Consider the following 24,301-nt stretch of genomic DNA (forward strand, 5'->3'; position numbering starts at 1 on the left):
CACATGATCACCTTCATCCCCCTGACCGGATTCCTCGGGGCGGGCAAGACCACCACCATGACCGCCGCCGCCCTCGCGCTCCAGGAGCAGGGCCGCAAGGTCGCCGTCATCACCAACGACCAGGGCGTCGAACTGGTCGACACCAAGCTGGTGCGCAGCAAGCTCGACAGCGTCGCCGAGGTCACCGGCGGCTGTTTCTGCTGCAAGTTCGAGGACCTCGTCGAGGCCATCGTCGCGCTGGTCGCCTCCGACAGCGTCGACACCGTGATCGCCGAGGCCGTCGGCAGCTGCACGGACCTCCAGGCCACCGTCGTACGACCGTTGCGCCAGTACTACGGCGACGACATGGTCGTCGCCCCGCTGACCACCGTGGTCGACCCCCTGCGGCACCTGGCGTTCGCCCGCGCCGCCGAGCGGGGCGAGCCGGAGTCGGACCTGTCGTACCTCTTCCGCCAGCAGGTCACCGAGGCCGACGTCATCGCCGTGAACAAGCTGGACACCATCAAGCCGGACCGGGCCGAGGAACTCCTCGCCTCGCTCCGTACGAACAACCCGAAGGCGACCGTCGTCGGCTACTCGGCCACCACGGGTGCCCACCTGGACACGCTGCTCGACGCCTGGCAGGCGCCGGCCACGAACGAGGACGTCGTCCTCGACATCGACTACGACCGCTACGCGGCCGCCGAGGCCCAGCTCGCCTGGATGAACCAGGAGCTCGACCTCACCGCTGTCGGCGAGGGCTTCGACGCGACCGCGTGGGCCCGCACCGTTCTTCAGGAGCTGTCCGTCTGGGCCGCGGAGCACGACGCCGTGATCGGCCACGCCAAGATCACCGTGGAGACGGCCGACGGGGACTTCGCCAAGCTCAGCCTCACGGAGTCCGGCGCACAGCCCACGCTCGACCGCGCCGCCGCCGCGGACGCGCCGGCCGGGCGGGCCGTCGTCAACGCCCGGGTCGCCTGCGAGCCCGACGCCCTGGACGCGGCCGTCACCGAGGCCGTCAAGGCCGCCGACCTGGCCACCGCCGTCACCTCCTCGGCGACCACCCCGGTGTCGTTCAAGCCCTCCTACCCGCGCCCCGTGCACCGCCTCGCCCCCGCAGGCGCCTGACCGAGAAGGACCACCTGTCATGAGCGACACCACCACCGCCGGCAGCCTGCAGGAAGAGGTCCGGGAGTACTACCGGGCCAAGGCCGCCGAAGCCGAGACGAGCGGAGCCTGCTGCTCGCCCGACCCGCAGACCTTCGGCCCCGCCGCGTACGACGAGATCGGCCCCGGCACCGCCCCGGACGCCGCCCTCCTCGCCAGCCTCGGCTGCGGCAACCCGAGCGCCGTCGCCGAACTGCGCGAGGGCGAGACGGTCCTGGACCTCGGCTCCGGCGGCGGCCTGGACGTCATCCTCAGCGCCCGGCGCGTCGGACCTGACGGCCGCGTTTTCGGCCTGGACTTCCTGGAGGAGATGCTCGCTCTCGCCGCCCGCAACGTCGAGGACGCCGAGATCGACAATGTCGTCCTCCTCAAGGGGACGATCGAGTCCATCCCGCTGCCGGCCGACACCGTCGATGTGATCATCTCCAACTGTGTGATCAACCTGTCGTTGAACAAGCCCGCCGTGTTCGCCGAGATGGCGCGCGTCCTCACTCCCGGCGGACGTCTCGGCATCAGCGACGTCGTCGCCGAGGACCGGCTCAGCCCCGAGGAACGAGCCGAACGCGGCGGGCACAGCCAGTGCATCGCCGGCGCTCTCTCGGTCGCCGAGTACAAGGAACTCCTCGACGCGGTAGGCCTGAAGGACGCGGAGGTCGTCTTCACCCAGGAAGCGGCCGACGGCCTCCACGCCGCGATCATCCGCGCCCACAAACCGGTCGACAGCACCGCCGCCGCGCAGGAGTGCGAGCCCGGCGGCACCTGCTGCTGACCATGTCGCCCGTAGCCAGGTGTCCGTGGCGGAGCCGACGCTCAGGCCGCGGACACCTGGCCACGTTGTGCACCCTCGTGCTCGCCGTGTGCCGATTCCGGCGCGCGCAGCAGCCGACAGCTCCTGATTGCACGGCCGGTCTGCGGCTCGCCCCGGCCGGCGCGGCGGCGGTTCTCGTCGTGGTCCGCCAAGGATGCCCATGTCCGAAACATCGCTCGACCGGGAGACCGTCGAGGAGTACGCCCGCTGGTTCCGAGCCCTGGCAGACCCCACGCGCATCCGCATCATGCGGTTTCTGAGCGGTCGGCTGGAGCCCGTGCCGGTGGGGGAGATCGTCGACCATCTTCGACTCAACCAGTCGACCGTCTCGCACCACCTGAAGATCCTTTACGCCGTCCGCTTCCTGACCCGGCGCCGTGCCGGTGCCAGCATGCGGTACGCCATCAACCCCCGCTGCATCACCGAGTTTCCCAGCGCTGCCGACATCCTCATCGGCGCCCCGCTCCACTCCTGCCAGGAGCCGGCATCCAGCTGAAGGCCTCGCGGCCGCTGCCCTGAGAGCAGATCAGCCGGCAACGAGTCTCGTTGCCGGCTCCTTGTGCTGTCTCGTGGCCGTGGAGCTGGTGGGAAGACCGGCCGGAGTACGACTCACGATGCTGACCTGGGAGAGAGCCAGCTCCTGCCCGTCAGGTCCGCCAACGTGACGAGCAGGAGCTGGTGTTCATGGGGAGCTCCACCGCTGGGCCGCGGTGTGGCCTCAGGCCGTGACAGCGACGCCGGCCCCGGTCTTGCTCCTGTCGGCAAGGGCGGCGAGGTAGCGCTCCGCGTCGAGTGCGGCCTGGCAGCCGGAGCCCGCCGCGGTGATGGCCTGCCGGTAGGTGTGGTCGACGACGTCGCCGGCGGCGAAGACACCAGGCAGGTTCGTGCGGGTGGAGGGTGCCTCCACCGTGATGTAGCCCTCGTCGTCGAGGTCGATCTGGCCGGTGAAGAGCTCGGTGCGCGGGTCGTGGCCGATGGCGATGAACAGACCGGTGGCGTCGAGGTCGCGGGTCCTGCCGGTGAAGGTGTCGCGCAGGGCGACTCCGGCGAGCATGCCGTTCTCGGACTTGATCTCGGCGATCTCGCTGTCGAAGGCGAACGAGATCTTGTCGTCGGCGAAGGCGCGGTTCTGCATGACTTGGGAGGCGCGCAGGGTCGAGCGTCGGTGGACGACGGTGACCGAACGTGCGAAGCGGGTGAGGAAGGTGGCTTCCTCCATGGCGGTGTCTCCGCCGCCGACCACGACGACGTCGCGGTCGCGGAAGAAGAAGCCGTCGCAGGTGGCGCACCACGAGACGCCGCGGCCCGAGAGGTCGTCCTCGTTCGGCAGGCCGAGCTTGCGGTAGCCGGAGCCGGTCGCGATGATCACGGCCTTGGCGCGGTGGACCGTGCCCTCGCTGTCGGTGACTTCCTTGATGTCGCCGGTCAGGTCGACGGAGACGATGTCGTCGTCGATCATCTCGGCGCCGAACCGCTCGGCCTGGGCCCGCATGTTGTCCATGAGGTCAGGGCCTTCGATGCCGGTGGGGAAGCCGGGGAAGTTCTCCACCTCTGTCGTCGTGGTGAGGGACCCGCCGACGAAGATCGAACTGCCGAAGAGCAGGGGCCTGAGCTGGGCTCGGGCGGTGTAGAGGGCGGCGGTGTATCCGGCGGGGCCGGAGCCTATGACGATGACCTCACGGACGTCGCCCCCGGTCGCTGTAGTCGAGTCGGTCAAGGGAGTCACGCCTCCTGCTTCGCGTCGATCTCGGCGACGAGCCCCTCGATGAGGACCTTGATCTCGTCACGGATGGGGCGGACTGCCTCGACACCCTGGCCTGCCGGGTCCTCCAGGGCCCAGTCGAGGTACGTCTTGCCGGGGAAGATCGGGCAGGCGTCGCCACAGCCCATGGTGATGACGTAGTCGGATGCCTGGACGGCCTCGGTGGTCAGCACCTTCGGCTTCTGGTCGGAGATGTCGACGCCGACCTCGGCCATGGCCTCGACGGCGGCCGGGTTGACCTGGTCGCCCGGGATCGAACCGGCGGAGCGGACCTCGACGCGGTCGCCGGCCAGGTGATCGAGGAATCCGGCGGCCATCTGGGAGCGGCCCGCGTTGTGGACGCAGACGAAGAGCACGGAGGCGAGCGGAGCGGTGGTCATCGGTTCTTCCTTGCTGGCAAGAGGTCAGCCCCGGCTGGTATCAGCGGCGAGTGATGTGAGAGTATCAGTCCATGATGACGTCAGTCGATACTGATCTGATCCGGGTTCTGGCCGATCCCCTCAGGCTCCAGATCGTGACCCTGCTCGCCCGCGAGACCCTCTGCACCACCCACCTCGTCGAGGAGACGGGCGCCAAGCAGACCAACCTCTCCAACCACCTCCGCGTGCTGCGTGAGGCCGGTGTGGTGGAGACAGAGCCCTGCGGTCGCTTCACCTACTACCGCCTGAAGCCGGACGTCATCGCCCAGCTCGCCGGCCAGTTCGCCGACCTGGCCGAGTCCGCCCGTGCCGCCGCCGAGAACAAGAGGGCCTGTCCGTGACCCCCACCCAAGCGCCCGCTCCGGCGGCGGATCCCTCAGTCGTCGCGAAGCTGTCGACGCTCGACCGTTTCCTCGCCGTCTGGATCCTCCTCGCCATGGGTCTCGGCCTCGGGCTCGGGCGGCTGATCCCGAGCCTGAACGACGCCCTGGCCAAGGTCGAGATCGGCGGCATCTCGCTGCCCATCGCCGTCGGCCTGCTGATCATGATGTACCCGGTGCTCGCCAAGGTCCGGTACGACAGGCTCGACGCCGTCACCGGCGACAAGAAGCTCATGGTCTCGTCGCTCGTCATCAACTGGATCCTCGGCCCGGCACTCATGTTCGCCCTCGCCTGGATCTTCCTTCCCGACCTGCCCGAGTACCGCACAGGCCTGATCATCGTCGGCTTGGCGCGCTGCATCGCCATGGTGATCATCTGGAACGACCTCGCCTGCGGCGACCGTGAGGCCGCCGCAGTCCTCGTCGCCCTGAACTCGGTCTTCCAGGTCATCGCCTTCGGCGTCCTGGGCTGGTTCTACCTCGACCTGCTGCCCGGCTGGCTGGGCCTCGGCGAGGGCGAGACGCTCGACATCTCCATGGGGAAGATCGCCCTGAACGTCGTCATCTTCCTCGGCGTTCCGCTGGTGGCCGGCTTCCTCACCCGCCGGATCGGCGAGGAGAAGATGGGCCGCGAGTCGTACGAGACGACGTTCCTGCCGAAGATCGGACCGTGGGCGCTCTACGGGTTGCTGTTCACGATCGTCATCCTCTTCGCCCTCCAAGGGAAGACCATCACCTCGCAGCCGCTGGACGTCGCGCGGATCGCGCTGCCGCTCCTGGTCTACTTCGCGGTCATGTGGTTCGGCACCTTCGCCCTCGGCAAGGCCATCGGCCTCGCCTACGATCGCACCGCGACGCTCGCTTTCACCGCCGCGGGCAACAACTTCGAGCTCGCCATCGCCGTCGCCATCGCCACCTTCGGCGTCACCTCCGGCCAAGCGCTCTCCGGAGTCGTCGGCCCGCTCATCGAGGTGCCTGTCCTGGTCGCGCTTGTGTACGTTTCGCTGGCTTGGCGCAAGAAGTTCGCCCCTGCCCAGCGGTGACCCCGCCATGCCACTCCTCGTTGCCTCGCCCCCCGACCGGGCGAGGCGACGTGGTACGAAGGGAAGCCGGAGAGATGAGCAGCTCACTCGACGTCGTCGTGATCGGCGGTGGACAGGCGGGACTCGCCGCCGGATACCACCTGCGCCGCCTCGGCGGCCTCGACTTCGCCGTCCTGGACGCTCAGCCCGCGCCGGGTGGGGCCTGGCAGCACACGTGGGAATCACTGCACCTCTTCTCGCCGGCCGCCTACTCGTCCCTGCCCGGTCGCCTCATGCCGCCGCAGCAGGGGGAGACGTACCCCGACGCAACGCACGTCGTCGACTACCTGACCGACTACGAGCAGCGATACGAGCTCCCCGTCCACCGGCCCGTTCGCGTCGAGGCGGTCCGCCACGACGGCGGGCACCTTCGCGTCGAGACCGACTCCGGCACCTGGCGCGCCCGCGCCGTCGTCAGTGCCACCGGAACGTGGTCACGGCCGTTCCTCCCCGCCGTCCCCGGCCGTGACGCGTTCCAGGGGCGGCAGCTCCACACCGTCGAGTACCGCGGCCCCGGCGAGTTCGCCGGAATGCGCGTCATCGTCGTCGGAGGAGGTAACTCCGGAGCACAGATCGCCGCCGATCTCGCGTACGACGCCGACCTCACCTGGGTCACGCAGCGTCCCGCGCGGTTCCTTCCCGACGACATCGACGGCCGCGCCCTCTTCGACCACGCCACCGCTCGTCGTCGGGCCCTCGACGAAGGCCGCACCGATGGCGGGGGAGTCGCTTCACTCGGTGACATCGTCGCCGTACCGCCCGTACGCGAAGCCCGCGATGCGGGCCTCCTCAAGGCGCAGCCGATGTTCGCACGTGTGACGGGGACCGGTGTCGAGTGGTCTGACGGTACGCGCACCGAGGCCGACGTGATCATCTGGTGCACCGGCTTCCGTCCCGCTCTCGCTCATCTCGCCCCGCTCGGGCTCCGCGGTCCACGCGGACACATCCCCACCCGGGGAACGGAGGCTGTCGGAGAGCCCCGACTTCATCTGCTCGGGTACGGCGACTGGACCGGGCCCGCCTCGGCCACCCTCGTCGGCGTCGGCCGTCCCGCCCGTGAAGCCGCGCGAGCGATCGCCGCCCTCCTGCGATGAGGCTGGGTGGGTGAACGAAAGGTAAACGCCTGGCGGATATCCACCGTCGGGCTCGCCATGCGATCTTGTCGGCTCGTATGGTGTCCGGATGGCAACTCCGTTGGCGGGCATACCGATCGAGGACGTGAGTGAGGAGCACTGTGTGCCCTGCTCTCCTGGGCTGCTGATCGACCGCGAAGAAGTCGAGACGCTGACCATCCAGTTGAAGGCGATGGCCGACCAGACCCGCCTGCAGATCGTCCACCTCATCGATCAGGCGCCGGCCGGGGAGCTCTGCGTCTGTGATCTGACCGATTCGCTCGACCTGGCGCAGCCCACGGTGAGCCGTCACCTGAAGATTCTCACCGCGGCTGGGCTGCTGCGCCGCGAACAACGAGGAACCTGGGCCTGGTTCTCGATCCGCTGGGACGCTCTTCAGGAGCTCAGGAAGCACGCCTTCCCCCGAGGCATCGACTGCTCGCCGTTCTGACCGCTCCGTTTCAACGCGCCTGTGCCGCACCCATCTCCACGATGAGATGTTCGACGAGGCCCCTGATGGCGTCGCGGATGGTGCGTACCGTCTCCTCCTCTGCCCGGCCGGGGCGTCGAGCTTCCCGTCGAGGTGGTGCTCACCGGGGAAGACCGCGCAGGCCCTGCCTCCTCAAACGAGTTGCGGTGCAAAGACGTTCAGGAATCTGGTGGTTGACACCGGTTGTGCTCGGTGTGTCACGATCGGGTCATGCTGACGTCGGTGAACGCGGAACTGCTGAGGGCCCTGGCGGACCCCCTGCGCCTTCGCGTCGTGTGCCTGCTGGCCCGCGAGTCGCTGTGTACGACTCACCTCGTGGAGGAGACGGGTGCGCGGCAGACGAACCTGTCGAACCATCTCCGGGTGCTCCGGGAAGCGGGCGTGGTGGAGACCGAGCCCTGTGGGCGCTTCACCTACTACCGACTGCGCCCCGAGGTGCTGACCGACCTGGCTACGTTCTTCGGTGGTTTGGCCGACGGGGGATGCGAAGCCTCTTCACCCCGGCGGCCTTGCGGTTGAAAGCCCGGCCGCTTCACCATCGGAGCGCCCGCGTCGTCTCGACGTCCGCTCGCCCGTGACCTCGCGGGTCGCGGATCGCGATCCGCGCGCGCAGGCTGCCCTCTCCCCGCCGCTCTGACGACCCCGCTGCGGCTTGGGGTCAGAGTCATCCGCCACGTCGGCAGAATCGATAGATGCCGATCAATTCTGGCCGTTCTCGTCGCGGCCCAGGTGTCACTGTGGAGCCTCGCGACGGGATCCTTCGGCGGCGCGAGGCGTGTGGGCGCACTGGGCGCCTACCGTGCTCATCTGCGTGAATGTCCACGCTGGGTAACTTGAGCAGCTTGCGCAAGCGCCCCCAGAGCTGGACGAATCGGTGCAGGGGTGTCGTGTGGCGGTGACGTCCGGCGAAGGGGCGACCTTCGGCCGTTCATCGATCTATTGACATACATCGCTCAATGCTGGAATGGTTCCGGCCGTCGGCCGACAGCGTCGTTCCGACCTGGGCTCTGCACCACTACGTCGGCCGGCCTCGGCCCCGACCACACGTCGACACGAAGGTTCTCGCCATGGCCGCCACGCCCCGCCCGCACTCGTCCACCACCGAGGCACCGGTCCTGCTCCTCATGGGCAGCGGTGACCGCCGCTACCGGGAGTACATCGTGGCGGCCGTCTCCCGCCACTTCCGCCTGTGGCTCCTCGACGCCCACGAGCCGAGCTGGCAACTTCCGTACGTGGAGGGGACCACGCTCCTCGACACCAAGAACCTCGACGAACTCCTCGTCGAGGCGAAGAAGGTCATGGAACAGCTCCCCGTTGCGGGGGTCTTCACCTACGACGAGTCCCTCGTGCACGCCGCCGCGCGACTCGCCGAAGCCCTGGGCCTGCCCGGAAGTGCGCCCGACGCGGTGCTCGCCTGCCGCGACAAGGCGACCACCCGGGCGCGGCTGACGGCAGCCGACGTGCCGCAGCCGGCCTGCACCGCGGTCTCCACGGCGGCCGAGGCACGTCGTGCGGCCGACGCGACCGGCTATCCCGTGGTGGTCAAGGCCCGTGGACTCGCCGGCAGCCTCGGTGTCGTCCGGGCCGACCACGGCGACGCCGTCGAAGCGGCCTTCGAGGCGGCCAGCTCCGCCAACTGGCCCGGAGTACCCCGCTACGAGGCCGACGTCCTGGTCGAGGAGTACCTCACCGGCCCCGAGATCAGCATCGACGCGGTTGTCGTCGACGGCGTGTGCACCCCGATGATCGTGGCGCGCAAGCAGGTCGGCATGGACCCGTACTTCGAGGAGACCGGACACACGGTCGAAGCCGCTGACCCCCTCCTCCAGGACGCTGAACTCCTCGACCAGCTGCACCGCATCCACAAGGCGCTCGGCTTCGAACACGGCTCCACGCACACCGAGTTCAAGCTCACCTCCAAGGGGCCCCGCCTCGTCGAGATCAACGCGCGCCTCGGCGGCGACTTCATCCCCCTCATCGGAATGCTCGCCACCGGGACCGACCCCGCCGTCGCAGCCGCCCGCGTGGCGGCCGGACTGGTCCCCGACACCGCGCCGAAGGCGCAGAAGACCGCAGCCATCAGGTTCCTCTACCCGGAGCGCGACTGCGAGGCAGTCGAAGTGACCGTCCGCACCGACCTCTTCGGGCCCACGGTTCACAGTGCGGTCGCGACGGCCGGCCCCGGCACCCGGCTCGCCCTCCCGCCCCGGGCGTACATGAACCGGTACGGCTATGTCATCGCCGTCGGCGACGAGCGCGACCAGGTGACCGCCGACGTGGAGGCGGCGCCCACTCTGGTCGAACTGCGGGCTCGTCCCCTGACCGGCTGACCGGCTGACCGGCTGACCGTCAGACCGACCGGTGCCACCTTTCAGGCCCCAAGGAGCCGCCGCCCGTGAGCAAGCCCTCTGATCAGCCGTCACTGCGCTGGGACGACAACGCGATCGTCACCCTCGACCAGCGCGCGCTGCCCCACGAGCGGCGGCTCCTGCGCCTGAACACCGTGGACGACGTCATCACCGCCATCACGACCCTCGCAGTACGGGGTGCCCCGTCCATCGGTCTCGCGGGCGCCCTGGGCGTCGCGCTCTCGGCCTACGCCCACTGCTCGCTGGGCGCCACCGGCGACGGCCAGGAGGCCGTGCGCGCCGACGCGCAGCGGATCTCCGCAGCCCGCCCGACAGCCGTCAACCTTGCCTGGGCCGTCGACCGGGCTCTCGCAAAGCTCGGTGATGGTCCGGACGCGGTCCTGGCCGAAGCCACCGCCATGATCGACGAGGACCTGGCGGTCAACCGGCAGATGGTCGCGCACGCCGTCCAGGCCGTACGGGACCGCTGCCCGCAGCGGTCCCTACGCCTCCTGACCCACTGCAACACCGGCCGGCTAGCGACCGCCGCCGTGGGTACCGCCCTCGGCACGATCCTCGCGCTCGCCGACTCCGGAAGAGTCACCGAGGTCCTCGTGAACGAGACCCGGCCGCTCCTGCAAGGGGCCAGGCTGACGGCCTGGGAACTGGCCGAAGCCGGTGTGCCGCACCGCGTGTGCGTCGACAGCGCGGCCGCGGCGGCCATGAGTCAGGGGCTCGTCGACTGCGTGATCGTCGGGGCCGACCGCATCACCGCGCGCGGGGACGTGGCCAACAAGATCGGCACCTACGCGCTGGCGATCGCCGCCGCCCACCACGGCATCCCGTTCATCGTCGTCGCCCCCGAATCGTCCTGGGACAGGTCGCTCACCGACGGCCAGGACATCGTCATCGAGGAACGCGCCGATGACGAGGTGACCGCGTACGGCGGGATCCGCACCACTCCGCTCGGCACCCGCGCGTACAACCCCGCCTTCGACGTCACCCCCGCCTCTCTGATCACCGCCGTCGTCTCCGAGCACGGTGTCCACCACGCATCCCAGGTGAGCGCATGAGCTACGCGCCGTCCACCGCCGCCGGCAAGCAGACCGCCCAGCAGCTGGCCGACATCTCCCGCACCCTGTACGAGCGCGGATGGATGCCGGGCACGTCCGGCAACATCTCCATGCGGCTGCCCGACGAACCCGCCCGCGCGCTGATCACGGCGAGCGGTCGGGACAAGGGCGAGCTGACCGCCCGGGACGTCGTCGAGGTCGCCGCCCGCACAGGCCAGGCGTCCCACTCCGGCCAGGACCGCCCCTCGGCGGAGACCTCCATCCACGCGGCGGTCTACCGCGCCACCGGAGCCCGCGCCGTCATCCACGTTCACTCCCCGTACGCCACCGTCGTCGCCCACCGTGCCGCTGCCCGGGACGCTGTCTCCTCGGTGCGGATGGAGCGCTTCGAGCTGCTCAAGGGCCTGGGGCTGAAGGATCCGGCCTTCGCGGACCTGCCGGTCTTCCCCAACTGGCCCCAGGTCGAACGGATCGCCGACGACGTGGCTGCCCGTCTCACGGCGAACCCTGACGGCATGCCCGGGCTCCTCCTGGCGGACCACGGCATCACGGCGTGGGGCGACTCGCTGAGCCAGGCCAAGAACCGACTCGAGTGCCTCGAATCGCTCTGCCAACTGCTCGTGCTCTCCCACGCCGAGCTGCATGTCTCCCGTGCCGTGCAGGCACCCGACCACAGGACCGAGCCATGACACTGCTGCAGATCATGCCGGACGACGCACCGGACACCGTCCTGCTTCGCACCCGCGACGAGGGCGCCATCGCGCAGGCCCTGCGCGAACGGTCGGTCTCCTTCAGACGCTGGCCGCAGCGCGCAGAGGTGACGCCGCAGACGTCCTCCGAGGAACTGCTCGACGCCTATCGGGCAGAGGTCGACGAGCTGTGCGCCGACCAGGGGCTGCGCCTCGTCGACGTCGCCCGCCTCCACCCCGAGGAGGGAACGGAGTGGCAGGAGCGTGCCGCCAAGGCACGCTCGACGTTCCTCGACGAGCACCGGCACGCCGAGGACGAGGTCCGGTTCTTCGCCCACGGCACCGGCTGCTTCTACCTGCACCTCGACGACCGCGTGTACGCCGTCGTGTGCGAGGCAGGTGACCTGCTGTCGGTCCCGGCCGGCACCCGGCACTGGTTCGACATGGGTCCGGTACCCGACTTCTGCGCCATCCGGTTCTTCGAGAAGGAGGACGGCTGGGTGGGCGACTTCACCCAGGAGCCCATCGCCGAAGGCTTCCCCCGCCTCGACGCGCTCCTGCGGGAAGACTGATGCCGGGCAGCGGACAGGCCCGAGCTCCCGAAAACGGACCGCGGGCTGTCGTCCTCGACATCGAGGGAACCACCGGCTCCCTCAGTCACGTACGTGACGTCCTCTTCCCCTACGCGCGTGAGCGGCTCGCCACCTGGCTCGCCGCTCACCGCGGCACCGCCCCCTGGCAGCAGATACTCGACGCGGTCACCGCCCACACCGGGGAGGCCCAGGACGAGGCGAGCGCTCTGGCGCTCCTGGAGCAGTGGGCCGATGCCGATGTGAAGGCGGCGCCGCTGAAGACGCTGCAGGGACTGATCTGGTCCGGCGGGTACGCGGCGGGCGAGTTGCACGGTCACGTGTACCCGGACGTGCCGCCGGCACTCGAGTGCTGGCAGACACAGGGCACGGGCCGCTTCATCTACTCCTCGGGATCCGTGGCCGCCCAGCGGGACTGGTTCGGCCACACCGCCCACGGTGACCTGCGCCCCCTGCTCGACGGCTACTTCGACCTGACGACGACCGGCCCCAAGGCGGACGCCGACTCCTACCGCGCGATCGCGGCGGAGCTTGGGCACGCACCCGCCGAGCTTCTGTTCGTCAGCGACGTCGGTGCCGAGCTCGACGCCGCGGCCGAGGCCGGCTGGCAGACGGTGGCCGTGCGCCGCCCTGAGGACGATCGCGAGGCCGTGCCCGGCCACAAGGCTGTCGCCTCACTCACCCCCCTCATTTCCCGACCCGGCCCGGGCAGCTCCACTGCCCCGGTCGACACGCACACGCAGGAGGACCCGAGCGATGAGTGATCCGTCCGACTCGGCGCCGAAGGCCGACATCGCGGTCATCGGCGGCAGCGGCTTCTACGAACTTCTGGAATCGGTACAGCGCGTCGAGGTCACCACCCCGTACGGCGCACCCTCCGACGCGGTGTCCGTCGGCACCGTGGGCGACCGCAGAGTGGCCTTCCTGCCCCGGCACGGCAGCCACCACGAACTGCCCCCGCACCGCATCAACTACCGTGCCAACATGTGGGCCCTGCGCTCGCTGGGGGTACGGCAGGTCCTCGCGCCCTGCGCCGTCGGCTCGCTGCGCGCTTCCCTCGGCCCCGGAAGCGTCGTCCTCCCCGACCAGCTCGTCGACCGGACCGCCGGGCGCGTACAGACGTACTACGAGCACGGCGCCACCCACGTGTCGTTCGCCGACCCGTACTGCGCGTCGGGCCGCGCGGCCGTGCTCAAGGCCGCGGGGGAGGCGGGCGCCGACGTCCACGACGGGGGAGTGATGGTGGTCGTCGAAGGCCCCCGGTTCTCCACCCGGGCAGAGTCCCAGTGGTACGCCTCGGCCGGCTGGTCCCTGATCAACATGACCGGGCACCCCGAAGCCGTGCTCGCCCGTGAACTCGCCCTCTGCTACACCTCCATAGCCCTGGTCACCGACTACGACGCGGGTGTGGAGCACGGCGAAGGCGTCTCGCAGGACGAGGTGTTCCGCGTGTTCGCGGCGAACGTGGAACGACTGAAGGGCCTGGTCCTGAAGACCGTCGACGCCCTGGAGCGCGAGAGGGAATGCGCGTGCGCGACGGCGCTGGACGGGATGGACCTGCCGTTCGAGCTCCCCTGACACAGTGGTCGGTACGGGCCAGGTCCCTACCGAGACATGCAGGCTGATGCCGGTCACCGCGGTGACCGGCATCAGTCATTCGACCACCGGGCTACGGCGCTCCACCAGCAGAACGTCGCGCCAGACGCCGTGGTGGCGGGCCACGCGCTCCCGCCGGCCCAGCACGCGGAACCCCGCGGACTCGTGCAGGGCCAGGCTCGCCGCGTTCTCGGGGAAGATGCCGGCCTGGATCGTCCAGATGCCCGCCTTCTCCGTGGAGCCGATCAACGCCTCCAGCAGCGTGCGCCCCACACCGACTCCTCGGACCGCGGGGCTGACGTACACAGAGTGCTCGACGACCCCTGCGTATGCGGGACGAGCCGAGACGCGGGACACCGCCGTCCAGCCGACCACCCGCCGTCGCGGGTCGAGTGCCACGAGCCGGTGGGCCGGCAGCTTGGAGGTGTCGAAGGCGCTCCACGGCGGTGCGACCGTCTCGAACGTGGCGTTTCCCTCGTCGATGCCCTGCTGGTAGATCGCCATCACGGCGGGCGCATGGTCGTCGGTCATGGGGGCGAGAGCGATTGCGGTGCGTGGGCGTGTGGCCATGCTCGGCTCCTTTCCGAGTGCGCTCCTGGAAGGTGCGCATGAGCGGGTACGGCGACGCTCCTGTGGCGGCGTCGACCGCCACAGGAGCGTGGGTGGGGGGTGAGGTGGAGTTCCAGGTCAGAGAATCGCCAGGGAGACCAGACCGATGCCCACGCTGCCGAGCAGGCCCACGCCGAGGTAGAACACGAAGACCTTCGCCTTCACGACGCTCTTGACGGCCACCATCGCCGGGATCGTGGTGATGGCACCGCCGAGGAGGAAGGTGACACCCGCGGCAGCGACCATGCCCTGGTCCAGGAGGCCCTCGACGACCGGGATCGCGCCGACGCCGTTGAGGTAGAGAGGGACGCTGATGAGCCCGGCGACCAGGACGGACAGAACGCCGTCCGTGCCCAGGATGCCCGACACGACGTCGGTGGGAACGTAGCGGACGATCAGGGCTTCGAGGACGATGGCGAGCAGCAGCCACTTGCCCAGGATCAGGGAGTCGCTGACGATCTCCTTGAGGATCTCGCCGGCGCGCAGGTTCTTGATGTCACGCCGGACGAGCACACGCCACGGAGTCCCGTCGTCATCCTCGTCGTTCCGTGCGGCGGTGGAGCAGCCTCCTGCAGCAGGCTCGGGCTCCTGTGCGGCGCCTCCGCAGCCACCCTCGGACGTGCCGCCGCCGGCACCGCCGCCACCGACGGTCACGGGCTCGGGCACGGTCGCCTTCGCCGTGGAGCACGCCGTCTCGGGAACGGTCACCGTCTCCTGGGAGCAGGTCTTCGCGGGCTTCTTCTCCTCGGTGGAGTCGAGCAGCGGATCGGCGAACCGCCCACGCCGTTCGAGCGCCAGGACGATGAGACCCGCGCCGAAGCTCAGCACCAAGGCGCCGATCAGGCGAGCCGTGGCGATGGGGAGCCCGAGCTGGGCGGCGGAGAGCGCGTAGATCTCCGGGTCCATGGAGGGAGAGGCGATCCAGAACGACATGACCGCCGAGAGCGGCACGCCGGCTATCAGGAAGCGGCGGATCAGCGGGATCACGGTGAAGGAGCAGAAGGGGCTGAACGCTCCGATGGCCGTGACGATGGCGATGCCGAGGACGCCCCTGCGCCCGTGGGCGAAGCTGCGGCGCGCGACCACGTCGATCGACAGACGCTGTACGGCGATCCCCAGGACGATGGCGACCAGGAACCACGGGAGATAGTGCAGCACCTCGAACAGGATGAACCGGCCAAGGGCCAGCAATTCGTCCACAGGTGAACCTCTCTGAGACGGTGACACATGAGGGGGAGCGGCGCCGTGCAGGAACGTACGGGGAACGTGGCGAGCCGCGTGGGGAGGCTCGATCGGCATCCCCTTTATCGAATATCGATGATAGACGATTAAAGAGATGCCCGGCAATGGGGATCTCGGGTCCCTCGTCGCGCCTGGGAAGCCCGCCCTGCGCTTCCGGTGGCGGTTGCCAGGGAGTGAGCCTTGTTCCCAGGTCGCACCGGGGTGGCTACCTTTCATGTGGTGTCTACACAGTCGCTCGCGGCCGCAGTCTCGTGCGTGCCTGTGGCGCTGGCGGGCCTCGATGGGGCCTCCGCAGGTCCCGTCTGCGTGGAGCGAACCTTGCCGTCGCGGGTGGTCATCGAATAACATCGATGGATCATGAGCGGTACGATGAATGCCCAGCTGATCGACCGAAGCACGGCCGAGTCCTACGCAACCTGGTTCAAGGCCCTCTCCGACCCCACTCGCGTGCAGATCCTCAATCTCCTCGCGCTGGCAACAGGGCCGATGAGTGTCGGAGAGATCGTGGACCGGATGGGCGTCGGACAGTCGACGGTGTCCCACCACCTGAAGCTGCTCGCCGACGTGCGATTCGTCCTGCGCGAGCGCCAGGGGACCTCGATGCTCTACTCCATCAACGTCGCCTGCGTGGCCTGCTTCCCCAGTGCGGCCGACGCCGTCATGGGCCGCCCCGCGGCCTCGGCGTAAGGACCGTCCCCTTGACCAAGTCGACCCCGCACATACCCGGTGCGGCCCCTACCGCCTGCTGCCCACCCATCGTGACCGCCGCGCTGTCCGAAGGGGACGCCGAGATCATGGCGGCGATGTTCAAGGCGCTGGCCGACCCCGTCCGACTCCGCCTCCTGTCCAGAGTGGCCTCGCACCCCAGCGGTGAGGCATGCGTCTGCGACATAGCCGACGTGGGTGTCTCCCAGCCCACGGTCAGCCACCATCTGAAGAAGCTCCGGGAAGCGGGCCTGCTCACTTCCGAGCGGCGCGGCACCTGGGTGTACTACCGCCCGGCGCCCGGCGTCCTGGCCTCGCTGGGCGAGTTTCTCGCCGACACCGAGAAGGCCGGCCAGGAAGAGATCGCTCTGGCGGCCCAGGCATCCTGACGTTCGGCGCCGCCGCCCCTGAACAGGGGAGGCGGCGCCGTTCTGTCTTGGTGTGCAGGCATGCATGCGGGCATGCGTGCTTCCTTGCTGTCAGCCGATGCGCGGGCTGCGACGCTCCACGAGGACGGTGTCGCGCCAGACACCGTGGTGGCGGCCGACACGTTCGCGCGTGCCGATGATCCGGAAGCCCGCACGGGCGTGGACGGCGAGGCTGGCGCAGTTCTCAGGGAAGATCCCGGACTGAATCGTCCAGATCCCGGCCGCCTCGGTGGAGTCGATGAGTGCCGTCAGCAGCACCGAGGCGACGCCGCGCCCCCGTGCATCGGGGTGTACGTAGACGGAGTGCTCGACGACTCCGGCGTACGCGCACCGGTCGGAGACCTTCGTGGCCGCCACCCATCCGAGCACCCCGCCGGCCTCGTCGACCGCGGCGAATCGATGCTCGGGCATCTTGGCCGCGTCGAACTGTGCCCAGGTCGGAGCGACGGTCTCGAAGGTGGCGTTGCCCTCGTCGATGCCGGCCTGGTAGATCGCGACGACCTCGTCGGCGTGATCGGCTGTGAGCGGTACGACGGTGATGGTGCGGGTGGCTGATCCGGTCATGGGACGGAGTCTCCCAGACGGTGGTGTGAGGCCGGGGCCGAGGCGGGCGTGGGGGAGTGGACGGGCGCTGAACGGACACTCGGTGTCTTTTCCCGAAGGGTGCCCAGCGTCGTAGTGCGCACGGCGCTCAGCGGTCAGGATGCATCGCGTGTGCGCTGAGCGGGACTTCGTTCCGCTTCGATCGATCCGCCCGGCCCCCGTCGTGTTCGGGCCGGGGTGGCCGTCGGCGTTCTGGGCGGAATGACCGGACTGGGCGGCGCGGAGTTCCGAGAGCGCCCCCGTGGCCGTGAGGCCGGTCAGGCCGAGGCAGCCTTGGTGAGAAGGGCTCCCATGGCCGCGAGCACGGTGGGCTCGACGCGGTAGTACACCCATGTGCCGCGCCGTTCCGAGGAGAGCAGCCCGGCTTCCTTCAGCTTTTTCAAGTGGTGGGAGACGGTGGGCTGGGAGACGCCGACGTCGGAGATGTCGCAGACGCACGCCTCGCCGCCCTCGTGCGAGGCGACGGAGGAGAAGAGCCGCAGCCGTACCGGATCGCCCAGCGCTTTGAACATGACGGCGGTCCGCTCAGCCTCCTCGGCGGTCAGCGGCCGCTCGTTGAGAGGCGGGCAGCAGAGCTCCGTCTCGGGCTCCAGTACAGGCAGCACCTTCGCGTTCGACATGTATCTATGTTGACACATGTCGAACCAGTCAACCCGTACGGTGCGGGTTAGATAGACGTCTATGTTGACGCTTGTCGAATCAGGTGCCATGCTGAAAGCGCAAGACATCGACGAACGTCGAATCAAAGGGGAAGATCCGCACGATGGCGGCCATCCCGGAGCATTCCCGGGAGGCCATGGAACGTGCGCTGGCCTTCCTCGACGCGGGCAGGATGGACGAGTACGCCGACGCCGCGGTCGACATCCTGATGAATACGGCGTGCCTCGACGGGATCACCAACGGCTCGCGCGTCCGCCGGTTCCTGCTGCGCCGCCTCACCGCCCTCACCGAGGCCGAGGCCGTCCAGGTGAGTTCCAACACGCGGCGTCTGCTGCGTCACGCGGAGCTCGACACGAGCGTGCGCGTGCCGGCCCCGACCCTGACCGTGACGGGGGAGCACGACGCCTTCACCACCCCGGCGCAGTGTCGCCGGATGGCCGCGGCGTGCGGAAGGGGGTGGTTCGCGGAAGTCGCCGAGAGCGACCACATGCTCTTCCTGGAACGGCCGACGGAGATCATCGACCTGGTGACCCGCTTCCTGGCCGACGAGCCGCTGCACGGACTGCCCTACTGCACGCGGGTCGAGCAGCTCTCCGCGCCCTCCCTCCCGGCGCCCCGGGCCGTCGCACCGGGGGCAGGAGGGATGACCGGCTGAGCGGACCGGGCCAGGAGGGAGCCCCGGCCGAGCGGACGGGGCGTCAGGCCGCAGGGAACGCGGCCAGGGCGATCGGCGCGCTGGTGGGCCGGGCCGAGCCACCGGCTGGCTCGATCGTGATCCCCATGCCGGTCGCCCCGCCCACCGGCCCGTCCATCAGCGTCGCGGTGGTGGTGCGGTCCGGGTCGAGGAGGCCCGCCGGGCGCATCGTCCCCCGGTCGTCGAACCACAGTTGGTAGACCGTGCCGCGGGGCGGTACGGCCAGGTCCGAGGCCGTGAAGACCGCCTGGTCGAGGCTCCTGGAGACGACGACGGCGCCTGTCGCGCCTTGCGGAAGCGCGGTCGCCGTGAGTCGGGCGTCAGGCGCGGCCAGGACCGCCGCCACCTCGCCGGCCGCCTGCTGGACCCGTCGGGTCTCCCGCTCCGCGTCCTGCGCCAGCCGGTGCTGCACGACGGCCGTCCCGCCGAGCAGGACCGCGGAGGCGATGTTCGCGGCCAAGGCCCACAGCAGACCCCGACGGGCCCGGCCCCTGGACGGTGTGTCCCGGGCGGGCGCGGCGGGGACCGCCGCCGGTTCCTGCCGTACCTGGGTGATCCGGCGCAGCACGTCCTCCTTGAGCGACGGCGGCACCGGAGCCGACGCCACGAGGCCGAGCCCCGCCGCTGTCTCCGAGAGCGCCGCCACCTCCTCGGCACAGGACGCGCACACGGCCAGGTGCCGCTCGTACTCCCGACGCTCCTCGTCGCTCAGCGCGTGCAGGGCGTAGGCGCCGGAAAGCATGTGTGGATCATCCGTGTTCACGCTGTCACCCCCAGGCGGTCGCACAGCCGTGTCAGACCTTTCCGCATCCGGGACGTGGCCCTCCCCGGCGGCTCCGCGAGGTGCTCGGCCCCTCCACGGTAGGCCAGCCCCTCGTCGTGGGCGAGGGGCATGGATCTCCGCCGAACGACCGGGCGACGGGCGCCCGGCGGCGCGCTCAGCCCGCGACGGGGACGGTGAGCAGGACGTGGAGGATCAGGGACCAGCAGCCCCAGGCCGCGGCCGCGTTGCGCCACCTGCGGCGGCGGAGCCGCGATACCGGGTCGGGGCGGTGCGGCCCCACCGGCAGACCGGCGGGCAGGGCTCGGATCACGCGCGGTGGCAGCGGAGCGGCCAGGTGTGCCGGGGTCCGGGTGGCCGGTTCGGCGGTGGGCCGGGCCGGGCGGGGAACGACGGGGGAGGAGGCGGCGAGGCCGGCCAGGAAGGCCGCGTACGCCCGGCGACGGGCACCGCGCGGCGACGTGCGGCCCGACTCCCAGGCGCCCACGGTGGCGCTGGTGACCCCGAAGGCCGCCGCGACCTGTGCGCGGGACAGCCCCCAGGCCTCGCGGAGCCCGAGACGGGTCGCCGGTGCGGGCAGGTCGGGGACGCGGCGGGCCCGGAGGACGGTCGGGTGCGGAGTGGCGACAGAGGCGACAGAGAGGTTCATGCCCTGTATGACCATCACCTCGTGGGATCGTCATGTGACGGATCCGAATCTCACCCGTACGGCCGCTCCGGCCGGTTCCGGCCCCGGTCAGCCGATGCCGGTTCCGGTTCCGTTCGGGCGATGCCGGTTCCGGTCCCGGTCCCGGTCCCGGTCGGGACGATGCCTGTTCCGGCCCAGTTCAGACGATGCCGGTCACCACCACCGTCACCGTCACCCTGCCGCCGTCGGTCCCGTCGGCTCCCCGGACGACCGGCCGCGTCGCCTCCTCGACCGCGAGGCGCACCGCGCGCGTGACCTCCACGGCCCGGTGGCCTCGCCGGACCGTGAGCCTGAGTTCCACGTCCCACGAGCCGTCCGCCGGGTTCCGGAGGGCCCGCACGCCCTCCGGAGGAGGTGCGTACCGCGAACCCGCGGCCGACGTGGCCGCCGCACGCAGCAGACCCGTCAGGCCGGGCCGGAGGAAGGCGACTCCGTCGGTGGCACGGGCGGCCGCGGCGGCCGCCCGCTCGCACGCGGCCCTGACGTTCCTCTCCGTCATCCCGCGCTCCCTTCCGGACCGTTGCCGGTGCTCCTCCGGGTGCCGTCCTCGCCCACGTCCTCCTGCAACACGTCGACGACGCGCACATCGATCTCCCTGACGTCCATGCCCAGCACCTCGTCGGCGACGGCGAACAGCGCGGCGCGCACCGCTTCGGCAGCCGTGGGCAGCGCCTCCAACGAGGCCGCCACCTCCACGTGCACCCGCAGCGGAGCACGTTCCCGGTCCGCCTCACCCGCGCCGACGTCCAGCGGCCGGACCCGGCAACTCCCCGCGCGGATGCCCGGCAGGCCGTCGGCGGCGGCCCGCAGTTCGCGCGCGGCCGCCGATTCGAAGATCCAGCCCGTGTCGTCGGGCCTCGTGCCCAGCGGCAGGGTGCGCCCCGGTCGCAGCTCCAGCCGTACGACGTCCATGACCCGCGCGGTCAGGGCATCGGTGGAGCCGGGCGGATCGAGTTCGCGGGCCGCCGTCACCAGCGCGTCGAGCGTGCGCAGGTCCGCGAGCGCCGCGGAGCAGTGCGGGCAGGTCGCACGGTGCGCGGCCGCGGCGGCCGGGCTCGTCCCGGGCTCGACGGCACCGTCCCACACGGCTTCCAGGGATCGGCCGCAGGGCAGCAGGCCGTCGTCCGGGCCGTCGACGGGCTGCCGGTCAGCGTTCAACGCCATTCGCTCATCGCCTCCGTCAAAAAGCGCCGGGCCCGGAAGATCCTGCCGCGCACCGCCGCGGGGCCGATTCCCACGGCCTCCGCGATCTCCTCGTACGACAGCAGGTGCAACTCCCGCAGCACCCAGCATGCGCGCTGCTCGGGCGAGAGCTCGGCCAGGGCCGCGGTCAGGTCCGCGAGCGCCGCACTGGACTCGGCGGCGCGGGCGGGCGACCCCTCCTGCGGGGGAGCCGCGGGCTCGGGGAGGGCGTCGAGGTCCGTCGTGGGACGACGGGAGCGGAGCCGGTTCAGGCAGCGGTTGGTGACGATCCTGTACATCCAGGTGAGGAACGCCGCGTCGCCGCGGAACTCCGGCAGCCGGCGCCAGGCACTCACGAAGGCGTCCTGCACCGCGTCCTCCGCCTCCGCCGGATCACCCAGCATCCGGCCCGCGAGCCCCAGCAGGGTCGGCCCGTGCCGCCGTACCAGCGCCGCGAAGGCCTCCTCGTCACCCTCACGGGCCCGTGCCGACAGCAGGGCGTCGTCCGGCTCCGCCCTGCTCCCGCCGAGCCCGGGGGCTCGGCTGTCAAGCCCTGGCACTCGCTGCTCCTTCCCTGCGGGGTTCCGTGACCCCCGCGCCGCGTGCCCGCCGCCCTCGCGACGGGTGCGGGAGTCCACCCACCGAGCGTTGGACACCGTGGCCGTCCGAACGTCACGCGATCGCCCGGTCGAGACGGTCCCCGCCACGCTTCCGGGTGGCTCGACGACGACTTCGGGAGAAGGCCGTGACGAATCCCCGCTGCCCGTGTCCAACGAAGTGAGCCCGCACTTGTGTCGAGTACGAGGAGGAAATTTCCATGACGCAGACGGCCGTGGTCGACGAGACGAGCAGCAGCAAGGCATCGATGGAGACGAGGAAGAACCGCGAGAACTCCACGACGCTCGCCGCCGGTGGCAGCGGCATCACCGAGCCCGCCGGCAGCCGGGGCAGGACGTCCATCGCGGACCTGGTGGTGGTGAAGGTCGCCGGCATGGCGGCGCGGGAGATCCCCGGTGTGTACGACATGGGCGGCGGGCTGTCGCGGACGATCGGTGCTGTCCGCGACCGTGTTCCCGGCGGACGCCCGAACGTCGGCCGGGGAGTGAAGGTGGAGGTGGGTGAGCGCCAGACGGCCATCGACGTCGATCTGGTCGTCGAGTACGGGGTTCCCATCACCGATGTCGCCCGTGACGTGAGGGAGAACGTCATCGCGGCGGTGGAGCGCACCACCGGGCTGGAAGTCGTCGAGGTCAACGTCGTGGTGAACGACGTGCACCTGCCCGACGAGGCGCCGGAACACCCGGCGGGCGAGTCCCGCGTCGAGTAGCGCCCGACGAGAAGCGTCCCCCGAGCGGGGACACGGCCGAGTATCCGAGCGGGTTGCCCCCGAGTGAGGCGTGTGATGAGCAGATCCCTGGCAGGAGTGGCCGTGGGCATGGCGTTGGGGTTCGCCGCGTGGTTCGGCGGGTTCGCCGCCTTCCTCCTCGTCGCGGCGCTGGGCGCGCTCGGCGGCGTCGTGGGCCACCTGTGGGACGCGGGAACGGACCCGAGGGACCTCCTCGCGCGCTGGACCAGGGAGCGGCGATGACCGTCCCGAGGCGGGCCTCCGCGACGCCCCGCGCCGAGCGGGGCACCCTCACCGTCGCCGACCGGGCGGTCCGCCGCATCGTCCGCCAGGCAGCCACCGAGGCCCTGGGCGGTGCGGGGACCGCGCGAGAGGTGTCCGTCGCCCGACGGGGAGCGCGCGAGGCCCGGGTCCGCGTCGCCGTCGAGCTCGCCTACCCCACCGACCTGGCGGGTCAGGGCGAACGGGTCCGGCGCCATGTGATGGACCGGGCGACGGCGCTGTCGGGCCTGGCCGTCTCCCGGGCCGACATCGCGATCGCGAGCCTCTCGGCGGCGGCCCCCGGCACAGCCCGGGACGCCCTCGGCCCGCGCGACGCCGCCCCCGATCGGGAGGGGCCGACCGCCGGCTCCGAGGAAGCGGCGACGGACGGGGCGGTGACGGGTGGGACGGTGACGGACGTGGCGGTGACGGACGAGAGGGCGATGGACGCGGGGGCGACGGACGAGGGGGTGCCCGCTCACGGAACCACGCCACCCCGTGCTCGCAGGCCGTGGTCCGGACGTCGCCTGCCCGCCGCCGCGACGGCCCTCGTCCTGGCGACGGCTGCCGGCGCGCTCCTGGTCCGTGGCGCGCACGGCGGGCTCACCCCGTCCTCCGCGCTGCGGAGCGTCCCCCTGACCGACGCGCGATGGATCGGGGCGGGAGCGGCGGTCGCGGTGCTCGGGGTGGTGCTGGTCGTCCTCGCCCTCACCCCCGGAATGCGCCGGTGGCTGCCGCTGGTCCGGCCGGACGGCGACACCCGGGCCGCCATCGACCGCTCGTCCGTGGGCCTGCTGCTGCGGGACGCCGCACTCGGCGTCGACGGTGTGAGCAGGGTCGAGGTGCGGTCCGGGCGCAGACGGCGCCGGGTGCGCGTCCTCGTCGCCCACGGATCGACGGACGGCGCCAGGCAGGCCGCCGAGTGGAGCGCGTCCGCTGCGCTGAGCGGAATCGGACTGGGCCGCCCGGGCCGACTCTCCGTCACATCCGCTCCCGACAAGCAGTGGAGACCACCGAAGGGCGAGGAGGCCGCGCCATGACAGCCGCGCGATCGAAGACGAACCGCTGCACCTTGGCCCTGGTGGGCGGTACGGCCGTGCTGGCAGGGGGATGGACCGCCCTGACCGGTCTGGCCCGGCGAGGCACCGTGTCGTGGGCGCCGCCCGGTCACCCCGGGGAATGGCTGGGACGGTACGAACCGTCGACGGCCGTCACCCTGGGCCTGCCGGCGGTGGTGACGGCGGCGGCACTGTGGTGGTTCCTGGCCCAACTCCGTACCACCGGACCGTCCGTCCTCGGCCTGCCGGGCGCGGGAACGCGCGTCGGCCGCCGGAGCCTGGCCCGCGCCGTCGCCGCCGACGTCGCCACGGTGCCGGGTGTCGACCGTGCCCGGGTCGTCCTCCGGGGCACCACGGCGGACCTCCGGGCCACGGTCGGAATCAGGTTGGCGGCGCACGCCGAGCCGGCCGACGTCATCCGCCTGGTCACCGAGGGCCCTCTGCGCCGCGCCCGTACGGCGACAGGCGTCCGCCTCAGCGCGGACCTCCGGCTGACCACGGCCTCCCGTCGGGCCCGTCGCGCGCGATGACCTGAGCGCGACACGCC

Annotated in this window: 32 protein-coding genes; 21 read left to right on the plus strand and 11 right to left on the minus strand. The window is 70.9% G+C overall.

The features are described 5' to 3' along the window. Positions 1 to 3 precede the first annotated feature (3 nt). The 3 genes from AMK27_RS04010 to AMK27_RS04020 all read left to right on the plus strand — a co-directional run bounded on the left by AMK27_RS04010 (position 4) and on the right by AMK27_RS04020 (position 2,453). On the plus strand, positions 4 to 1,110 hold the full coding sequence (locus AMK27_RS04010) for a GTP-binding protein (RefSeq protein WP_073902603.1): 1,107 nt from the start codon (positions 4 to 6) through the stop codon (positions 1,108 to 1,110). A gap of 19 nt (positions 1,111 to 1,129) precedes the next feature. Continuing rightward, a complete protein-coding gene (locus AMK27_RS04015) occupies positions 1,130 to 1,918 on the plus strand; it encodes a methyltransferase domain-containing protein (RefSeq protein ID WP_073902604.1) in 789 nt (262 codons plus the stop codon). Between the two features lie 199 nt (positions 1,919 to 2,117). Next, a complete protein-coding gene (locus AMK27_RS04020) occupies positions 2,118 to 2,453 on the plus strand; it encodes an ArsR/SmtB family transcription factor (RefSeq protein WP_073902605.1) in 336 nt (111 codons plus the stop codon). A gap of 222 nt (positions 2,454 to 2,675) precedes the next feature. Here the strand turns inward: AMK27_RS04020 and trxB are convergent, their stop codons facing one another. Both trxB and AMK27_RS04030 read right to left on the minus strand, forming a co-directional pair. Then, positions 2,676 to 3,674 carry a thioredoxin-disulfide reductase gene (trxB, locus tag AMK27_RS04025; RefSeq protein ID WP_073902606.1) on the minus strand — a complete coding sequence of 333 codons (999 nt, stop codon included), beginning with the start codon at positions 3,672 to 3,674 and terminating at the stop codon, positions 2,676 to 2,678. A gap of 5 nt (positions 3,675 to 3,679) precedes the next feature. Beyond that, positions 3,680 to 4,099 carry an arsenate reductase ArsC gene (locus tag AMK27_RS04030; RefSeq protein ID WP_073902607.1) on the minus strand — a complete coding sequence of 140 codons (420 nt, stop codon included), beginning with the start codon at positions 4,097 to 4,099 and terminating at the stop codon, positions 3,680 to 3,682. Positions 4,100 to 4,170: 71 nt separating this feature from the next. On the opposite strand from AMK27_RS04030, the gene AMK27_RS04035 reads away from it, so the two are divergent. The 11 genes from AMK27_RS04035 to AMK27_RS04085 all read left to right on the plus strand — a co-directional run bounded on the left by AMK27_RS04035 (position 4,171) and on the right by AMK27_RS04085 (position 13,480). Next, on the plus strand, positions 4,171 to 4,479 hold the full coding sequence (locus AMK27_RS04035; protein WP_073902608.1) for an ArsR/SmtB family transcription factor: 309 nt from the start codon (positions 4,171 to 4,173) through the stop codon (positions 4,477 to 4,479). Next, positions 4,476 to 5,561 (plus strand): ACR3 family arsenite efflux transporter, encoded by a 1,086-nt coding sequence (gene arsB / locus AMK27_RS04040; protein ID WP_073902609.1) that lies wholly within the window; start codon positions 4,476 to 4,478, stop codon positions 5,559 to 5,561. The genes AMK27_RS04035 and arsB overlap by 4 nt, the downstream gene beginning before the upstream one ends. 74 nt (positions 5,562 to 5,635) lie before the next feature. Next, positions 5,636 to 6,694 carry an ArsO family NAD(P)H-dependent flavin-containing monooxygenase gene (locus AMK27_RS04045; protein WP_073902610.1) on the plus strand — a complete coding sequence of 353 codons (1,059 nt, stop codon included), beginning with the start codon at positions 5,636 to 5,638 and terminating at the stop codon, positions 6,692 to 6,694. Between the two features lie 88 nt (positions 6,695 to 6,782). Then, the gene (locus tag AMK27_RS04050) at positions 6,783 to 7,163 is read left to right on the plus strand and encodes an ArsR/SmtB family transcription factor (protein WP_079188179.1); all 381 of its coding nucleotides are present in this window, start codon (positions 6,783 to 6,785) and stop codon (positions 7,161 to 7,163) included. A gap of 249 nt (positions 7,164 to 7,412) precedes the next feature. Continuing rightward, on the plus strand, positions 7,413 to 7,721 hold the full coding sequence (locus AMK27_RS04055) for an ArsR/SmtB family transcription factor (RefSeq protein ID WP_073903917.1): 309 nt from the start codon (positions 7,413 to 7,415) through the stop codon (positions 7,719 to 7,721). 548 nt (positions 7,722 to 8,269) lie between these two features. Then, positions 8,270 to 9,532 (plus strand): ATP-grasp domain-containing protein, encoded by a 1,263-nt coding sequence (locus AMK27_RS04060; RefSeq protein WP_073903919.1) that lies wholly within the window; start codon positions 8,270 to 8,272, stop codon positions 9,530 to 9,532. A 65-nt stretch (positions 9,533 to 9,597) separates the two neighbouring features. After that, entirely contained in the window at positions 9,598 to 10,623 is a 1,026-nt protein-coding gene (gene mtnA / locus AMK27_RS43400; RefSeq protein WP_073902611.1) for an S-methyl-5-thioribose-1-phosphate isomerase, read from the plus strand. Further along, complete coding sequence (mtnB, locus tag AMK27_RS43405) at positions 10,620 to 11,312, plus strand: methylthioribulose 1-phosphate dehydratase (RefSeq protein WP_073902612.1); 693 nt, start codon at positions 10,620 to 10,622, stop codon at positions 11,310 to 11,312. The genes mtnA and mtnB overlap by 4 nt, the downstream gene beginning before the upstream one ends. Continuing rightward, positions 11,309 to 11,884 carry a 1,2-dihydroxy-3-keto-5-methylthiopentene dioxygenase gene (locus AMK27_RS04075; protein WP_073902613.1) on the plus strand — a complete coding sequence of 192 codons (576 nt, stop codon included), beginning with the start codon at positions 11,309 to 11,311 and terminating at the stop codon, positions 11,882 to 11,884. The genes mtnB and AMK27_RS04075 overlap by 4 nt, the downstream gene beginning before the upstream one ends. Then, positions 11,884 to 12,666 (plus strand): acireductone synthase, encoded by a 783-nt coding sequence (mtnC, locus tag AMK27_RS04080; RefSeq protein ID WP_073902614.1) that lies wholly within the window; start codon positions 11,884 to 11,886, stop codon positions 12,664 to 12,666. Before AMK27_RS04075 ends, mtnC begins: the two co-directional genes overlap by 1 nt. Beyond that, a complete protein-coding gene (locus AMK27_RS04085; RefSeq protein WP_073902615.1) occupies positions 12,659 to 13,480 on the plus strand; it encodes an S-methyl-5'-thioadenosine phosphorylase in 822 nt (273 codons plus the stop codon). Before mtnC ends, AMK27_RS04085 begins: the two co-directional genes overlap by 8 nt. A gap of 75 nt (positions 13,481 to 13,555) precedes the next feature. On the opposite strand, the gene AMK27_RS04090 is transcribed toward AMK27_RS04085, so the two are convergent. Both AMK27_RS04090 and AMK27_RS04095 read right to left on the minus strand, forming a co-directional pair. Continuing rightward, entirely contained in the window at positions 13,556 to 14,068 is a 513-nt protein-coding gene (locus AMK27_RS04090) for a GNAT family N-acetyltransferase (protein ID WP_073902616.1), read from the minus strand. Between the two features lie 117 nt (positions 14,069 to 14,185). Continuing rightward, positions 14,186 to 15,307, minus strand: coding sequence for a permease (locus AMK27_RS04095; RefSeq protein ID WP_073902617.1), 1,122 nt, complete (start codon positions 15,305 to 15,307; stop codon positions 14,186 to 14,188). Positions 15,308 to 15,706: 399 nt separating this feature from the next. Between AMK27_RS04095 and AMK27_RS04100 the strand changes: the two genes are divergently transcribed. Both AMK27_RS04100 and AMK27_RS04105 read left to right on the plus strand, forming a co-directional pair. Then, complete coding sequence (locus AMK27_RS04100; RefSeq protein WP_229902042.1) at positions 15,707 to 16,036, plus strand: ArsR/SmtB family transcription factor; 330 nt, start codon at positions 15,707 to 15,709, stop codon at positions 16,034 to 16,036. A gap of 11 nt (positions 16,037 to 16,047) precedes the next feature. Next, the gene (locus AMK27_RS04105; RefSeq protein WP_073902618.1) at positions 16,048 to 16,443 is read left to right on the plus strand and encodes an ArsR/SmtB family transcription factor; all 396 of its coding nucleotides are present in this window, start codon (positions 16,048 to 16,050) and stop codon (positions 16,441 to 16,443) included. Between the two features lie 90 nt (positions 16,444 to 16,533). On the opposite strand, the gene AMK27_RS04110 is transcribed toward AMK27_RS04105, so the two are convergent. Both AMK27_RS04110 and AMK27_RS04115 read right to left on the minus strand, forming a co-directional pair. Continuing rightward, positions 16,534 to 17,046, minus strand: coding sequence for a GNAT family N-acetyltransferase (locus AMK27_RS04110; protein WP_073902619.1), 513 nt, complete (start codon positions 17,044 to 17,046; stop codon positions 16,534 to 16,536). A 296-nt stretch (positions 17,047 to 17,342) separates the two neighbouring features. Continuing rightward, positions 17,343 to 17,705: an ArsR/SmtB family transcription factor gene (locus AMK27_RS04115; RefSeq protein WP_073902620.1), complete on the minus strand. Its 363-nt coding sequence runs from the start codon at positions 17,703 to 17,705 to the stop codon at positions 17,343 to 17,345. Positions 17,706 to 17,881: 176 nt separating this feature from the next. Between AMK27_RS04115 and AMK27_RS04120 the strand changes: the two genes are divergently transcribed. After that, on the plus strand, positions 17,882 to 18,400 hold the full coding sequence (locus AMK27_RS04120; protein WP_073902621.1) for an alpha/beta fold hydrolase: 519 nt from the start codon (positions 17,882 to 17,884) through the stop codon (positions 18,398 to 18,400). Between the two features lie 43 nt (positions 18,401 to 18,443). On the opposite strand, the gene AMK27_RS04125 is transcribed toward AMK27_RS04120, so the two are convergent. From AMK27_RS04125 to AMK27_RS04145, 5 genes are all read right to left on the minus strand, one after another. After that, complete coding sequence (locus AMK27_RS04125; RefSeq protein WP_073902622.1) at positions 18,444 to 19,202, minus strand: anti-sigma factor; 759 nt, start codon at positions 19,200 to 19,202, stop codon at positions 18,444 to 18,446. Positions 19,203 to 19,377: 175 nt separating this feature from the next. Continuing rightward, positions 19,378 to 19,869 (minus strand): helix-turn-helix domain-containing protein, encoded by a 492-nt coding sequence (locus AMK27_RS41625; RefSeq protein ID WP_107425498.1) that lies wholly within the window; start codon positions 19,867 to 19,869, stop codon positions 19,378 to 19,380. Between the two features lie 178 nt (positions 19,870 to 20,047). Further along, the gene (locus AMK27_RS41630) at positions 20,048 to 20,407 is read right to left on the minus strand and encodes a hypothetical protein (RefSeq protein ID WP_073902624.1); all 360 of its coding nucleotides are present in this window, start codon (positions 20,405 to 20,407) and stop codon (positions 20,048 to 20,050) included. Then, positions 20,404 to 21,072 carry a hypothetical protein gene (locus tag AMK27_RS04140; RefSeq protein ID WP_073902625.1) on the minus strand — a complete coding sequence of 223 codons (669 nt, stop codon included), beginning with the start codon at positions 21,070 to 21,072 and terminating at the stop codon, positions 20,404 to 20,406. Before AMK27_RS04140 ends, AMK27_RS41630 begins: the two co-directional genes overlap by 4 nt. Further along, the gene (locus tag AMK27_RS04145) at positions 21,063 to 21,650 is read right to left on the minus strand and encodes an RNA polymerase sigma factor (protein WP_073902626.1); all 588 of its coding nucleotides are present in this window, start codon (positions 21,648 to 21,650) and stop codon (positions 21,063 to 21,065) included. Before AMK27_RS04145 ends, AMK27_RS04140 begins: the two co-directional genes overlap by 10 nt. Before the next feature lie 305 nt (positions 21,651 to 21,955). Here AMK27_RS04145 and AMK27_RS04150 point away from each other — a divergent pair, with 305 nt between their 5' ends. From AMK27_RS04150 to AMK27_RS04165, 4 genes are all read left to right on the plus strand, one after another. Continuing rightward, positions 21,956 to 22,417, plus strand: coding sequence for an Asp23/Gls24 family envelope stress response protein (locus tag AMK27_RS04150; protein WP_231077231.1), 462 nt, complete (start codon positions 21,956 to 21,958; stop codon positions 22,415 to 22,417). 75 nt (positions 22,418 to 22,492) lie between these two features. Continuing rightward, the gene (locus AMK27_RS04155) at positions 22,493 to 22,678 is read left to right on the plus strand and encodes a hypothetical protein (RefSeq protein ID WP_073902628.1); all 186 of its coding nucleotides are present in this window, start codon (positions 22,493 to 22,495) and stop codon (positions 22,676 to 22,678) included. Further along, a complete protein-coding gene (locus AMK27_RS04160) occupies positions 22,675 to 23,736 on the plus strand; it encodes a DUF6286 domain-containing Asp23/Gls24 family envelope stress response protein (protein ID WP_073902629.1) in 1,062 nt (353 codons plus the stop codon). The genes AMK27_RS04155 and AMK27_RS04160 overlap by 4 nt, the downstream gene beginning before the upstream one ends. Beyond that, a complete protein-coding gene (locus AMK27_RS04165) occupies positions 23,733 to 24,284 on the plus strand; it encodes a hypothetical protein (RefSeq protein WP_073902630.1) in 552 nt (183 codons plus the stop codon). Before AMK27_RS04160 ends, AMK27_RS04165 begins: the two co-directional genes overlap by 4 nt. Positions 24,285 to 24,301: the final 17 nt, after the last annotated feature.

Origin of the sequence: Streptomyces sp. CB02009 (assembly GCF_001905825.1) — a bacterium.
Classification (GTDB): domain Bacteria; phylum Actinomycetota; class Actinomycetes; order Streptomycetales; family Streptomycetaceae; genus Streptomyces.

What these genes read in the sequence shown, in the direction of transcription:
- AMK27_RS04100 (WP_229902042.1), top strand. Translation starts at nt 15,707, where the DNA reads ATGAGCGGTACGATGAATGCCCAGCTGATCGACCGAAGCACGGCCGAG.
- mtnC (WP_073902614.1), top strand. Translation starts at nt 11,884, where the DNA reads ATGCCGGGCAGCGGACAGGCCCGAGCTCCCGAAAACGGACCGCGGGCT.
- AMK27_RS04110 (WP_073902619.1), bottom strand. Translation starts at nt 17,046, where the DNA reads ATGACCGGATCAGCCACCCGCACCATCACCGTCGTACCGCTCACAGCC.
- AMK27_RS04155 (WP_073902628.1), top strand. Translation starts at nt 22,493, where the DNA reads ATGAGCAGATCCCTGGCAGGAGTGGCCGTGGGCATGGCGTTGGGGTTC.
- AMK27_RS04160 (WP_073902629.1), top strand. Translation starts at nt 22,675, where the DNA reads ATGACCGTCCCGAGGCGGGCCTCCGCGACGCCCCGCGCCGAGCGGGGC.
- AMK27_RS04150 (WP_231077231.1), top strand. Translation starts at nt 21,956, where the DNA reads ATGGAGACGAGGAAGAACCGCGAGAACTCCACGACGCTCGCCGCCGGT.
- AMK27_RS04015 (WP_073902604.1), top strand. Translation starts at nt 1,130, where the DNA reads ATGAGCGACACCACCACCGCCGGCAGCCTGCAGGAAGAGGTCCGGGAG.
- AMK27_RS04120 (WP_073902621.1), top strand. Translation starts at nt 17,882, where the DNA reads ATGGAACGTGCGCTGGCCTTCCTCGACGCGGGCAGGATGGACGAGTAC.
- AMK27_RS04090 (WP_073902616.1), bottom strand. Translation starts at nt 14,068, where the DNA reads ATGGCCACACGCCCACGCACCGCAATCGCTCTCGCCCCCATGACCGAC.
- AMK27_RS04055 (WP_073903917.1), top strand. Translation starts at nt 7,413, where the DNA reads ATGCTGACGTCGGTGAACGCGGAACTGCTGAGGGCCCTGGCGGACCCC.
- AMK27_RS04020 (WP_073902605.1), top strand. Translation starts at nt 2,118, where the DNA reads ATGTCCGAAACATCGCTCGACCGGGAGACCGTCGAGGAGTACGCCCGC.
- AMK27_RS04035 (WP_073902608.1), top strand. Translation starts at nt 4,171, where the DNA reads ATGATGACGTCAGTCGATACTGATCTGATCCGGGTTCTGGCCGATCCC.
- AMK27_RS04045 (WP_073902610.1), top strand. Translation starts at nt 5,636, where the DNA reads ATGAGCAGCTCACTCGACGTCGTCGTGATCGGCGGTGGACAGGCGGGA.
- AMK27_RS04010 (WP_073902603.1), top strand. Translation starts at nt 4, where the DNA reads ATGATCACCTTCATCCCCCTGACCGGATTCCTCGGGGCGGGCAAGACC.
- AMK27_RS04115 (WP_073902620.1), bottom strand. Translation starts at nt 17,705, where the DNA reads ATGTCGAACGCGAAGGTGCTGCCTGTACTGGAGCCCGAGACGGAGCTC.
- mtnB (WP_073902612.1), top strand. Translation starts at nt 10,620, where the DNA reads ATGAGCTACGCGCCGTCCACCGCCGCCGGCAAGCAGACCGCCCAGCAG.
- AMK27_RS41625 (WP_107425498.1), bottom strand. Translation starts at nt 19,869, where the DNA reads ATGAACCTCTCTGTCGCCTCTGTCGCCACTCCGCACCCGACCGTCCTC.
- AMK27_RS04140 (WP_073902625.1), bottom strand. Translation starts at nt 21,072, where the DNA reads ATGGCGTTGAACGCTGACCGGCAGCCCGTCGACGGCCCGGACGACGGC.
- AMK27_RS04165 (WP_073902630.1), top strand. Translation starts at nt 23,733, where the DNA reads ATGACAGCCGCGCGATCGAAGACGAACCGCTGCACCTTGGCCCTGGTG.
- AMK27_RS04060 (WP_073903919.1), top strand. Translation starts at nt 8,270, where the DNA reads ATGGCCGCCACGCCCCGCCCGCACTCGTCCACCACCGAGGCACCGGTC.
- AMK27_RS04030 (WP_073902607.1), bottom strand. Translation starts at nt 4,099, where the DNA reads ATGACCACCGCTCCGCTCGCCTCCGTGCTCTTCGTCTGCGTCCACAAC.
- AMK27_RS41630 (WP_073902624.1), bottom strand. Translation starts at nt 20,407, where the DNA reads ATGACGGAGAGGAACGTCAGGGCCGCGTGCGAGCGGGCGGCCGCCGCG.
- AMK27_RS04085 (WP_073902615.1), top strand. Translation starts at nt 12,659, where the DNA reads ATGAGTGATCCGTCCGACTCGGCGCCGAAGGCCGACATCGCGGTCATC.
- AMK27_RS04075 (WP_073902613.1), top strand. Translation starts at nt 11,309, where the DNA reads ATGACACTGCTGCAGATCATGCCGGACGACGCACCGGACACCGTCCTG.
- AMK27_RS04050 (WP_079188179.1), top strand. Translation starts at nt 6,783, where the DNA reads ATGGCAACTCCGTTGGCGGGCATACCGATCGAGGACGTGAGTGAGGAG.